The sequence below is a fragment of the Candidatus Desulfolinea nitratireducens genome, assembly GCF_982879505.1.
The window spans coordinates 1-12585 of the sequence record NZ_CEYOSI010000019.1; the positions used below are offsets into that span (position 1 = coordinate 1).

13 protein-coding genes are annotated in these 12585 nt (G+C 45.1%); 2 read left to right on the forward strand and 11 right to left on the reverse strand.

Annotated features, from left to right (window positions below; all coding sequences use genetic code 11):
* From AC3DOM_RS02950 to AC3DOM_RS03000, 11 genes are all read right to left on the reverse strand, one after another.
* Positions 1-414 (reverse strand): hypothetical protein (locus tag AC3DOM_RS02950; RefSeq protein ID WP_487917533.1); only part of this gene is annotated, 414 nt, incomplete at its 3' end.
* 28 nt (positions 415-442) lie between these two features.
* Positions 443-1390 carry a glycosyltransferase family 2 protein gene (locus tag AC3DOM_RS02955; protein WP_487917534.1) on the reverse strand — a complete coding sequence of 316 codons (948 nt, stop codon included), beginning with the start codon at positions 1388-1390 and terminating at the stop codon, positions 443-445.
* Positions 1387-2646, reverse strand: coding sequence for a glycosyltransferase family 39 protein (locus tag AC3DOM_RS02960; protein WP_487917535.1), 1260 nt, complete (start codon positions 2644-2646; stop codon positions 1387-1389). The genes AC3DOM_RS02955 and AC3DOM_RS02960 overlap by 4 nt, the downstream gene beginning before the upstream one ends.
* 261 nt (positions 2647-2907) lie before the next feature.
* Positions 2908-4392 (reverse strand): ArnT family glycosyltransferase, encoded by a 1485-nt coding sequence (locus AC3DOM_RS02965; protein WP_487917536.1) that lies wholly within the window; start codon positions 4390-4392, stop codon positions 2908-2910.
* Positions 4376-5191, reverse strand: coding sequence for a 6-hydroxymethylpterin diphosphokinase MptE-like protein (locus tag AC3DOM_RS02970; protein ID WP_487917537.1), 816 nt, complete (start codon positions 5189-5191; stop codon positions 4376-4378). Before AC3DOM_RS02970 ends, AC3DOM_RS02965 begins: the two co-directional genes overlap by 17 nt.
* Positions 5192-5268: 77 nt before the next feature.
* The gene (locus tag AC3DOM_RS02975; RefSeq protein ID WP_487917538.1) at positions 5269-6027 is read right to left on the reverse strand and encodes an SDR family NAD(P)-dependent oxidoreductase; all 759 of its coding nucleotides are present in this window, start codon (positions 6025-6027) and stop codon (positions 5269-5271) included.
* Entirely contained in the window at positions 6017-6982 is a 966-nt protein-coding gene (locus AC3DOM_RS02980) for a phosphoglycerate dehydrogenase (RefSeq protein WP_487917539.1), read from the reverse strand. Before AC3DOM_RS02980 ends, AC3DOM_RS02975 begins: the two co-directional genes overlap by 11 nt.
* 24 nt (positions 6983-7006) lie before the next feature.
* Positions 7007-9112: a hypothetical protein gene (locus AC3DOM_RS02985; RefSeq protein WP_487917540.1), complete on the reverse strand. Its 2106-nt coding sequence runs from the start codon at positions 9110-9112 to the stop codon at positions 7007-7009.
* Positions 9096-9773 carry an acylneuraminate cytidylyltransferase family protein gene (locus tag AC3DOM_RS02990; protein WP_487917541.1) on the reverse strand — a complete coding sequence of 226 codons (678 nt, stop codon included), beginning with the start codon at positions 9771-9773 and terminating at the stop codon, positions 9096-9098. Before AC3DOM_RS02990 ends, AC3DOM_RS02985 begins: the two co-directional genes overlap by 17 nt.
* A 2-nt stretch (positions 9774-9775) precedes the next feature.
* Entirely contained in the window at positions 9776-10711 is a 936-nt protein-coding gene (locus AC3DOM_RS02995; RefSeq protein WP_487917542.1) for a glycosyltransferase family 2 protein, read from the reverse strand.
* A 64-nt stretch (positions 10712-10775) separates the two neighbouring features.
* Positions 10776-11675: a sulfotransferase domain-containing protein gene (locus tag AC3DOM_RS03000; RefSeq protein ID WP_487917543.1), complete on the reverse strand. Its 900-nt coding sequence runs from the start codon at positions 11673-11675 to the stop codon at positions 10776-10778.
* Positions 11676-11819: 144 nt separating this feature from the next.
* On the opposite strand from AC3DOM_RS03000, the gene AC3DOM_RS03005 reads away from it, so the two are divergent.
* Together AC3DOM_RS03005 and AC3DOM_RS03010 are read left to right on the forward strand one after the other, a co-directional pair.
* Positions 11820-12194, forward strand: a complete 375-nt coding sequence (locus AC3DOM_RS03005; RefSeq protein ID WP_487917544.1) for a PilZ domain-containing protein — start codon at positions 11820-11822, stop codon at positions 12192-12194.
* Between the two features lie 127 nt (positions 12195-12321).
* Positions 12322-12552, forward strand: coding sequence for a hypothetical protein (locus AC3DOM_RS03010; protein ID WP_487917545.1), 231 nt, complete (start codon positions 12322-12324; stop codon positions 12550-12552).
* Positions 12553-12585 lie beyond the last annotated feature (33 nt).

The following is a 12585-nucleotide window of genomic DNA, read 5'->3' on the forward strand; positions in this document are numbered from 1 at the left end:
GAAAGATGCGGTCAACAAGGCCCCATCAGGTGAGACCAAACGCCTCGCTGCGAAAAATAAAAAGAGGCCGCCAATCACCCAGAAAATCACGCTGTAAATACGCGGGAGAGCCAGATCTGCAATTCCAGCCTGACGATACGCGGTAACTGCCAGCCATTCAGTAATCTCTGGTTCAAGCGTATGCTGTGATTTCCATTGATGCACAGCCATATCTTTTTGCCATTCGGGGATATCTACCAAATCTTGATAATACATGCCGCGCGCCTTCAAGGCAGAGAATAGTTGCCGTGTTGGGTGGAAATCGAGGGGAAGATCATTGATATCAACCAGGCGAATCCAAATGCTTCCCAGAAAGATAAGGATCACAAAGAGCCAATAGATTTTGATGGAAAAAACAGAGTTGTTTTGCTTCACAGAGCTTTACTTCTTTCTCATGGTACTTTTATTCGCGTGTCTCTTTTTTCAAAGAGTTCTGCTTAAAACGAAGATAAATTTCACGAACACGCCCCAAACCTATCAGGCTGAAGAACGCGTAAATGATTCTCTTCCAGGCCTTGTACACAGTTCGCGGATGATGCCTGTAGGCATGATAATAAGCGATCAATCCAGCCCGCATTTTACCAGCTTCGACCAGATAGAAGGCATTGAGATGATGTGCACCTGCCATAATTTCCGGCTTATTCTCTAGAAGTCGCCCGGCCAGCGCAGGTTGTGCTTCCATCCACTCGAGGATTTTAAAGGCCTCACCGCCAAATTGCTCGGCATGTGAGATGTTTTTTGCATCATCATGATAACGCGCTGCTGCCAGGATTTGCGGAGAGTAGACAAAAGGGGCGAGTTGTACCATCCGCAACCAGAGATGATGGTCGAGAAGAAAGTGATAGCTGGGATCGAGATAGCCCGCTTTTTCCAGAATGCTGCGACGCATAAAAACCGCAGGCTGACTGATGATCTTGAATGCCATCATATCATCCAGTGTGTAGGGTTGAAAACGTTGGATGTTGATCGGATTTCCTTCTCCATCAACCGAGAGGACATTCCCATAGATCAACCCCGCTTCGGGGTGTTTAGCAAAGAGATCCATCACAGCGGGGATCGTTTTGGGGAGGTAATAATCGTCTGAGTTGAGCCAGGCGACGATTTCCCCACTAGCGCGGGCGAGGCCCTTGTTAATGGCATCAGCTTGCCCCGAATCCGCTTCGGAAACCCACCACGCCAAACGCCCATCATATTTTCGGATGATGTCCACACTACCGTCAGTCGATTCCCCGTCCACAACCATATACTCGGTCTGAGGATAATCCTGCTCCAGAACCGAGCGTATGGTCTGCTCAAGATAAGCAGCCTGGTTATAAGAGGGGGTGATGATGGAGATCACAGGTGAGCTCATTGCAGGGGGAAGACCTCATAAACTTCATAATTTCCAAAGTAACGCAGAATTTTGAGAGTGGAAAAATCAAGTTTATATTTCTCTCCGAATTTTTTCCAAACAGTATCGAGAGACTCTCCGTTTTTAGTCACGACAATCAGCAAGACGCGCTCAAAATTATAATCTCGGATGAAGTTTTTTGAGAAATCACCTTGAATAAGCATTTGATATTCGAGAAAGGGTGCATAAGAACCATCCATTAATATCATATCATTCTCGTGAAGTTCTGTTTGTAGATAAGAGGCAGTCATTTCTGCCTTACTTTTTTCGACAGGGTAGGTGGATAAATTTGGGATGTGCTGTGCGGCACCCCAAAGCAATATGATAAATGCGATACCAATCACAATCCAATCAAGAAACCAAGCGCGGATTTTGAAATTGCTGAGGGGAAAAATAATGCCTGCTGCCACCCACACTAGGATGGGTGCAATAGTAAAAGACCATACACGGGGCCATGCATTGGGGCGTTGGATCAAGATCATGGTTGAGATTCCCACAACAAATACAATATGTAAAGGAATTTTATGTTTGGCAAATTTCCTATGAAAAATAAAACTTATAATTATGCCCACAATTCCGAGCCAAACTAACAATTCTGGAATTGGCGCTGTCCATTCGGCCCAGGTATTGAGAAACTTTCCCCACATCCGATTCGGCAGAACGTCCCAAGGGACGGGAATCAACCAATGGTGGTTAAAAAGATCATTCCGACTGAAAAGCAATATTGGCGAATAGAGCACGAATGTAGCCAGTCCCGTCAAAATGCCACTAGAAAACCAATAACTCAAAAAGTCCTGTTTTGACTCATAGCTGCTTCCAAAATCATTTACAAAAACAGAAAAAAGAAGCCAATAATAAAGAATAGTAAATGGGAATAGCATCGTTGGGATGGTATATAGTCCCAATGTGAAGAGTATAATCAAGACGGCCCAACCAAAGCGATTTTTCTCTCGGCGCAACTTATCACCTAGAATCAGTCCTAGAAGGGTTAATAATGCCACAATAATATAGCCGCGAAAAACCGAGGAAAATTGAATTAATTCAGGGAAGACGGCAACCGCAACTGCCGAAAGCATTCCTGTAGAAGAGCTGTAGAGATTTTTTCCCAATACGTAACTTGCAGGAATCATTAATAAACCAGCAAGGTATGTCGGCATTCTTAAAACCCAAAGTTCCCCTCCAAATATGCGGAAGGTAAGATTAAGAATTAAACTCAAAAAAATATGGTTGTTCGGAAGATGATAATCAGTTGCCGTTTGCCAAAAACTGCCCCGAATAAAGGCAAGATAGGTATAGGCCTCATCGTAGGTGACATTATTTCCAATATCTGAATATCGATAAATTGCCGCCGCAAGGGTGATCGCAAAAAGGAGCGCAGCACGCGGCCAGAGCATCTTTTTCGGAAGAAGGGCTTCGAAAAAGAGTTTGGCATCCTCAAAAAATTGCCGGGTAAATACTTTTATTCCAGCCATCAGATCCTAACGCAAATCAAATAATAGGTAGCCATCGCCATCTGCCACGATAGGATAATTTATCAGAATTTCCTGCAAGCCCGGCTGCCTTTCATATTGTCCAAATGCTGTGATTAGAAAATAATCTTCATTTTCAGTACGTGTTTCAAATTCCTTTTGCGCATCTATTCCTCCACCGCGCACCTTCATCAACGTGGTCGAAAGCGGCCAGAGTGATACCTTTCGCCAGCCAAATGCCATCAACCGGTAGCCGTAATCCTGTGTCAGGGCGATGGTATCTCGATCAGCAGGGATGGATGCGGCAATGTTCTCCCAAAATGCTGGCTCATGCCGAAAATCTTCGCCGACGAGAATCGACCGCGATACCCAGGCGGGATAGGCGACTCCGATCAGCATTAACGAAATCAGTGCATATCGCCAGAAACGTCCTTGGCGGGCGGTTTGCTCAATGATCAACTGGGCGATGGGCGCCAACCCCAACGCGATCACGGGGATCAGTTGAATATGATAATAACTATGCGTATACATCTGGAAGGGCAATGTCAACCCGTAGAGAAAATAACCGACCCAAAGGCTGATAAGGAGGGCACGCCCCCGTGGGGGCATGAGTAAAACGCCAATCAGACTGAGATAGACCAAAGGTAGCCCAAATAAACTGCCGAGAAAAGTCATCCATTGGAGATAAAATTTTGAGCTAAAGATCAACTGGATCAAATCCAGAGTCCAGCTGATGAAGTATTCTGTTGAACGCTCACCAGAGCCAAGAATATAATAAGAGAAAGCTGGCAAGATGATCAGTAATGCCATCACCCAAACCTGAGGAGATTTCCAAAAACGCTTCCACCCATGCGCAGAGATTACCGCAACAATGGCAATTGCCCCGACAAGGAAGGCAATCACAATTTTTACAAGGGCTGCCAACCCCAGGAGGAGGGCAGCTAAAATTGTCCATCTCCAGGTTTTTTCCTCGATCCAACGATATAGCGAATATAACCCAAGGATAAAGAGAGAAGTCATCAATGGATCGGGTTGGAAAGATCGACTGGCTTGCACTGCAAAAGGCAGGACGAGATAAAAAGCGAGAGAAATTAACGCAGCTTCATCCGATGTTAGACGACGGGCAAGATCGAAAAGGGCAATCCCGGCGAGAAGCCAGAATAGTGTATTCAAAATACGGGGAATGGCGATATTTTCTCCACCCGTCCAGGCATAGGTCAACGCCACGATGGATTCAATAATTGGCGGTTCAAATTCACCGACACGATTGCTGAAAGAGATAGCCAGTTCGCGAAGTTGTGGATCTGCATCAGGGGAAATTTGATAATAGATGCCACGAGCTACAAGAAGATTTCGTAATTGTCGCGTTGAGTGAAAGTCGAGGGGGGGATCAGTTAAATCTATCAAGCGCAACATCGCGCCTAAGATCAGTAAGCAAGCCAAAATCACCCGTGCGGCGAGTTTGCTCCCAAAAAGTTTAGAAGAGGCTGTCATAATCTGCTTTAGGGAAAACTGTCAAATTGCCGCCGATAGTTGCATCCAATATCTGACGCCCATCCTTCTCGTAGGAATCCTTCGCCATGCGATAAGCAATTTCGGACATATCGAGATCAGGAAGCTGCCAGCGGAACCCTTGCCCAAAATAGCGGGGATCGAAGTGATTGGGATCGTCGCCATCGGATGTGATGGTTTTATTTGCCTCGCCTTTGCTGGTAAAGCTGTGGTCAACCCCGATCAAAACAACCTGCTCGAAACCCATGTGGAAGGCAAGCTGCAGGCACACGTTAGTGACAGTTGCTCCTTCCCAGACACGGTAACGGACATCATGGGAAAATTTCGGCCCATCGTAAGTGGTGTACAAAAAAGTTGGCAAGTTTGCAGATTGAAAGGTTGAAGGAAAAAAACGATGGGAACGCCACGAGAAAAATCGGGGCATGTCGAGAGCAAGGAAATCATCCAGACATTGCTCAATTACAAGATCGTTAACAGAGGTGAGAAAGGTGGTCTGAAAACCCCATTCTTCAAAGGCAAGATAGACGCGGTTCATCCCGAAGGTGAATTCGCTTTTGAGCTTGGATACGTCGGTTTGTCGAAGGCTGGGACCGTTACCAATAATGAAGCAACGTTCGCCGCGATATTTATCTTTCAATTCACCCAGTGCAGAGTTACTCTCTCGTCGCCAGGGGTGAAGATAAGCGGCAGGCAGGTCAGGGAGTTGGCGCGCAGCTATATAGATGTTGCGGGCGAGATTCCAGATCGGAGAAGGTGTGAGTTTTTTGAAGGTGTTTTTCATAGTTTTTGAAAAGTGAGAAGCGATGCATGAAAGAGGTGAAAAGTGGAGAGTAGATTTTACTCATCACACGTCACTCTTTACTCAGTGCTTAGCCTCGCTGTTGCCCCACCGTCTACAACGAGGGCCTGGCCGGTCATAAAGGATGATTGTTCTCCATCAGCAAGGAAATAGATCGCGCTGGCAATTTCTTCCGGAGTGCCAACCTTGCCACTAACGGTTTTTCGGGCGAGATTTTCAAGTCGGGATTGTACGTCACCATCGCCAACATGGCCGCGCCCCAGTCCGTCACGAAGCATTTGGGTATCTACTGCCCCAGGGAGGATGGCATTAACTCGAATTTCATCTGGTGCAAATTCAACCGCCATTGCTCGCGTCAGAGCAAGTAGTCCGCCTTTGCTGGCGGCGTAAGCGGCAATATTGGCTGAAGTTTGAATGGCGTGAACGGAAGAGACATTTACCACTGCCCCACCATTCCGAGCCTTCAATAAGGGATGCGCAAATTTGACACCTAGAAAGACCGAGCGTAAATTGGCGGCCATGACCGCATCCCATTCTTCGACAGAGGTCTCCAGAATCGGCTTGGCAATTTGCAATGCAGCGTTATTGACTAGCGCGTCGAGACTATCGGTGAATTCCTGCGCCTGTGTGAAGATAGATTCCATCTCATCACCGCGCGAGATGTCGGCCTGGATAAAAAGACCCCCAGCAGGAAAATTCTCGCCGAAAGATACTCTATCCACACCGATCACTCGCCAGTCCTTTGATGCAAAGAGATGCACGGTTGCACGGCCGATGCCGCCAGATGCTCCTGTAATGAGAAGGGTTTTATTTGTCATTATTCAAATCCTTCGGATCAATTCCCAATCCATCCAACAGATTTTTGATCGTATTCCAATGCACGCGCTCCCACGCTGCCGGGCTTGAATTGGCATTATGCGGGGCAAGCATGACATTATCCATTTTTTTCAGAGGACTGTTTTCTGGCAATGGTTCAATTTCAAATACATCGAGGGCGGCACCGCCAAGTTCTCCAGCTTGCAAAGCCGCAATCAGGGCTTTCTCGTCTACAATGGGGCCACGCGCGGTATTAATCAAGATGGCTGTCGGCTTCATCTGGGCAAGGGTTTCGGAATTTATAAGATGGTGGCTAGTGGGATTGAGATCACAGTTGATGGAAATAAAATCAGATTTGGAGAGTAAGATGTCAAGTGTAGTCAGCTCAATACCAGTTTCAGTTAGAAAAACATGATCAATTTCAATAATATCAGTACCGAAAACCTTCATTCCGAAGACTTTTGCGCGGCGGGTAAGGGCTTTGCCAATATTGCCAACACCAATCACGCCTAAAGTGGATTCACTCAAGGCTTTCCCCGGGATTTTCTCCCATTCTCCAGTCTTCATCGCTTTGTCCATTAAGGATTGACGACGAGAAAAGGCTAGCAAGTAGCCAAAAATCGAATCAGCAACAGGGGTAGTAAAAGCATTTTGAGTGCGGGCGATTTTCACACCATAATGGGAGCAAGCCTCGGTATCGATTGAATCGATCCCTGTCCCCCACTTTGAGATAACTTTCAGACGCGGGGCACATGCTTCGATCACGCGCGCAGTGTAACGGTCATCCCCGCATATTGCTCCGTCAAATTCTCCGGCATAATTCAGCAGGTCGGCTTCTTCCATCCGTTCTTCCACATCGGGGACGATCATATCCAGCCCGTAGTTTTCAAAAACAGGCCGGAAGCGGTCGAGAAAGGGGATCATATAAGGGGCGGTGAGGAGGATGGTTTTAGTCATAATTTTATTGTCTTTTCAAAAGAATCACTCTTGGCATTGAAGATAATCCGTGAGGCGAGTAAGTGAATTGTCGCGTTCTACTGAAGAAGGTGTGGTGTCTTTTATATTGTATAGTGTTGAACAAAGAATTGAAGCCATGCCTTGAGAAACCTTATTAGCATGTCTTGTCATTTTTTTTACACTCTCCCAATTTTCTTGGTGAGCATAGCCTTCAATAAAGGGAATATATTCAAAACCGTTTGCCGGGTTTTTATCTGATTTTTGTGCATCCTCCCATAAAGATGTGATTTTAGCCCACTCTCCGCGCTGACGCGCTAAATCGGCTTTTTGGTAGTATGAGCACCAGTTTTCTGGGATTTCTTTTCCGAATATCTCTGGAGGTAAAAGGCGGGGTGCTTTACTTTCTATCTGGATGCGGTCAATCGCGGAAATTAGGCTTGCTTTTCGCTCTAATTCTGAAATGAGCCTTAAATCAGAATCTTCAGGACGAAGCACCCACAAGCACTGTTCTAGCTCTGGCTCAAAGGAAATAATAAGGCTTTCTTTGCTATTACCTGAGAAATCAGAAAGAAGAAAGTTCTCTTCTAAAATCATTCCATCAAAAAACTGATTAAGCACTCCATAAAAACTACTATAGATAGCATAAAACCAATAGTTTGACTCTTCTCCCGTCCTTTCGTCGGAATATATTGTATTTAATGCATAAGCGGTAGGGTATTCTCCCATGAAAAACAATATTTCTCCTTCAGAAATAATCGCTGTATTTGGTTCTAGATCAGGAACTCGTTGTGTGAATTGTTGGAAGAGGTTAAGTTGTTTTTCCCAGGATCGTTGGTATTGATGGGCATTATTCAAATGAACTCCTATTGATAAAGCCACCAATAGGGCGACTGCGATATTTGCTTTCCCTTTCTGGGTAATAAAATAATCAATTACGACCACCAAAATCAAAGTAGCTCCCAACATTGAAGCAAGTCCAAAACGTGTAGCCGCCATTTGATTTTTATGGGAAGAAATATCTTGCCCAATCAACCAAATAGGGAGTGGCCCAAAAGACAGAATCCCTAAGCCAATTCCAAGCATTTCTTTCTGCCATCTTTTTCGTTCAGGAGCAACAATATTTTCTTTTCTTAAACCATATGTGTTTTTCAACCAAATAAAAACAAAAATAAAGCTAAACGTGATAACCAATAAAACATAACGGTTAAAAAGGTTCGTTAAATTTAATACTTTTGCAGCTACAACATTATGCCAACCATTAAACATCACAATAGCAGCATCTTGAATCATCGTGTTGAATAGGCTGGCAAATATTTGCAAAGGCTCAGAAAAAAATTGAAGCAGCATTACAGGAGTGTTTCGATCTCCACCCGGTAGGGCTAACAAGAAAAAACGCCAATATATATAAACCGCAAGAACAAGAAGAAATGGAAGCCATTTCCAAAACACATTCCTCGTTCTGCGTAGAATATTTTTTTCTTTGCGATACAATAATATCCAAAGTATCAAAGGGCGTAAAAGCTCCAGACCAGAAAAATATTCACTTGAAACTAAATGGGACCATTCAGCAACAAGAGCTATGAGGACGAAAACCGCCCCAAAATATCCTCTCTTTTTTTCGGCAATCACCATAAGCCAGAGTGATAATGCGTATAGGAAGAACCCCATCCAATGAAGAGAATAGGCTACTGCCATTGGTTGCAACATGAAATAGGGATAAACCAAAAAGAGCAATGATATATATACATTTTGTCTTTGAAATTTCCCCCAAAGTGAGCCAAAAATAAGCCAAAAAATCACAACTGTTGCCCATCTCAAAACAAGCGCAACGATATGCCAGCCCAGCGGCTTATAACCAAATAAATTAAATATAGAATCATAAAACCAAGCTGCATAAGGACGATTACTACCAATTAAAAGCATATCCCTTAATCCATCAGATCCGAGAATATAAGAGTAGTAAACATGATGCCAATCATCCATATAATATCCCAGATTCGGAATCAACAAGCCAAAAGCAGTCACAGAAACTCCGAGAAGAAATACTGGAATGGCCCATTTGTGAGAAAACAACTTTTCATACAATGAAATTACTTTCTCATTAATATTTATTTCACTTTTTATGCTCATTGCGTTGTCTCATCAAAATATCTGCAATTTTAAAATTGGATTCTTCGTCAATATCTACCGCTTCAAATACAGGGATTTCAAACATAATCGGATTGGGACCGATACGGTGATTATGCTGCAAAAGATTTTTACGGTTAAAAAGATAAATACAGGAATTTTCCTCGTAGACGGGCGTTAAATCCTGCGTCTGGATGAGTTCCTGTGGGTTGTGATTGAGAGCTACACCGTGATGATCGTACAGTCGAGTTTGCCACCGCGTTACCGAGAATAATGAGTCTTTTTCAGGATATGCTTCGAGGAAGGTCTTAATTGCATGGGATACTGTTTCAGCACGTAAAAGTGGATTGGTGCTGTGTGATTGCAAATAAAAATCTGCTTTTACAAGCTCCGTGTCATGGAGCAGGATATCGTTCATCGGGCGGTCAACGGCACGAAGTTCTTCCGGGCGGTTGATAACCTTCACGGAAGGGAAATGCTCTCGCAAACCCGCCATAATTGGCTCTGAATCAGTGTCCACAACGACCACATCGATTTCGGGAACAGCGAGTAAGGTTTCGATGATATGATGAAAAAGGGGCTTTCCAGCAAGAATACGATAATTTTTACCCGGCACGCGCTGGGAGTGGTGTCTCATGGGGACAAGGGCGGCTATTTTAGTCATTTTTATTGTTTATATCGAATCGGCTCAATGGAACGCGGGGCTGGCGTTTTCTCAGAAAGGATTCCTGGTGGGTAGTAAAAAGCCTGGTGAAGCTGAGAATCGATCCTGCCTGAATAATTATAGCCCTGATACGTTCCCCAATATTGCATAAAGCGGAACCAGAAAATACTTTTCCAATGCTCATTCAACACCCTGTCACGCTTTGCCTGTAATAAATCGGAATAAGTGCTGCTCAAGCAGAGACGCAAAAAGTTCCATAGTGAAAAGGTACTTGTCGGCAGGATCTGCTTCATCGCGATCGCTTCGCGGCGATAGCGATTCTGAACTTGGGCTGGCTTTTCGTCATGGAGATGGATAATCTCCGCTTCGGCAGTGTAGGCAATCCCATATCCCTTCTCCATCGCCCAACTGCTCCAGGCCAAATCTTCGAGACCGGTCAACTGCTCGTTATAGGCATGTTGCTCCCAAAGTACGCGGCGGATGGCAGCATTGGCGTTATGCGAGTAGGGATGTCCCTGCCGGGGTTGGGAAAGGTCAGGAAAATATTGACGAAAGAATTGATGCTCAGAGTATTGATTGGTTATGCCGCCACGTTGTTTGCCATAACTAACAGCGAGATTTTCATCGTTGAAGGGTTTTAAGAGCTGTTCCAGCCAATCTGGATAGACCGGGTAACAATGCGCACTGATATTGATGATGAATTCGCCGCTGGCGGCTCTGACGCCGAAATTGAGCGAACGCCCAAAGGTGAATTCTTCAGGAGTGATGTGGACGATCTTCGCACCATAACTCTCGGCTATGGAGACAGTTTCATCTGTAGAGCCAGAGTCAACCAGGATGACCTCAACATCACCGAGATTCTGTTGGCGAATCCCCTCCAGCAGACGACCAATATGTTGGGCCTCGTTATAAGCACGGATTACGACGGAGCAATTCATTTGAATAAGTGATTCGGCAATTCAGCAAATCATTTTATTAATTCGCTAAATCAATGAATCGTCTTTACCAATCACCGTCTTTTTCATACCCCAGGCGAACCAGCAAATCCCCGGCGACATCCTTGAAGATGCGTTTATGCTCATCCGTGAAGTATTTTTTCCATTCACCAGTTTTCCCAGAGCGAAAGGTTGGCGATTTCTTGGGATTGATACTTGCTTCAAGAATATCAAGAGCATCCTCTCGCTCGATAGGCAAATTCGGGACCCGCATGGAAACGTGATCGTAGACTTTGGCCAGGGTGGCCCTACGGTCGTTGATAAAATCTTCAAAATGGAGGGCCAATACTTCGGGGCGATCAAGCCAATCGGTATAGAAGGAAAAACGTTCGGCGATATTTGGGAATTCCACTCCGGCGTCGGGGAGGCCGAGGATGCTGACTGTAAGCCGTTCATCAAAGCTGTGCAGTTCTTCAGCATAATATCGATGATGATGGTGATCGGGTAACATTTCGGCGATATAAAAAACGTGCGAGACGACGACGTCGCGCGGGTCGCGGTAGATGAAAAATGGGATAAAATCCGGGGTCGAGACTCTCTCAACAACCGGCGGCCAGGCCAAAAGATGTGCGGCGGACACGTCCAATGGACGCAGGGATTTCAGATAGGCAAGGGCTTCATCCACACTGCGCTTGCGTCCAGTATCCCCATCATAAGCTGCAAAACTGACCGGGATATGATGGGCAAAGGGCGTAAACTCGGAAAATCCGAGCAAGATCTGGTTGAGCAGGTGCGTGCCACTTTTGGGGAAGGAAATCCCCAACAGGATCGGCCAGCCATTTTCAGGTGCATCAATCTCCGAAAAGCGCGGACGGCGCGCGGCAGTTTCGGCTCTATAGGCGTAGACGCGCAATTGGTCGCGCAGCTTGGAGGGCATTCGGGCTTTCAGTTTTTTGATTATCGACATAGTTCACTCTTCACTAAGCAATGATTTATTCGGTCGCAATTGTATCAGGTGTTCAGGATTATTTCAGCGTTGAGCTAAAGAGAAATTTTGCTATAATGAATGTATGGTAAACATCAGATTCGAATTGGCAGGCAGGAGAATACTATGAGTAAGCATGGGAATCGTAGGAAAGAAGCTCGCGAACTTGTTGTCGAATTTACACTGGTTTATGACTCAAAGAAGGGAAAATTATTGGGATATTTGCGTGACCTGACGATGAACGGGGCCCAAATTAACGGGAGTAAAAAATTGGAAGAAGGCACAATAGTTTCGTTGTCCATAGAGCTGCCAAATGACTTGCCAGGCGTGAGGGCAAAAGAATTACGCGTCAGCGCAAAAGTTGCTCGGTGTATTATGGTCAATGAAAACCCTCCCGGTTATGCAATTGGTTTCGAATTCACTGATATAAATTCCGAAGAGAGCGAAGTGTTAGAAAAACTTTTGAAACGATATTATTTTTTACGACCTTGGGCGCATTAATATCGTAGAATCAATTATCACATTCAACCCAAACAACTTCAAGCATGTATACGGGATGCGTGCAGATGGCTTTAGGGTTTCCAAGTGGATTTCCCAAACAGCAGGATGCTTTTCAAAGAGCTGAATCATGAAACTTTCAGGTGATGAATTCCAATTGTTACAAATCCTGGCCGATGGGCACAGAAAAACATATGTACATATAGTGAAGGGTTTCGGTCAACCGCTAACTCCCTTGGCCCCAACCTTCACAAATCGAATCGCAAAGCGTTTGCTTAAACTTAAGCTTGTGATAAAAGCAGGTATTTTGCGGGACGGCTACAAAATTACGAGTGAAGGCCTCGCAGCCTTAAAAGATTAAGGTCGCATTAGTGCGTGGCATGTACGACGCCAT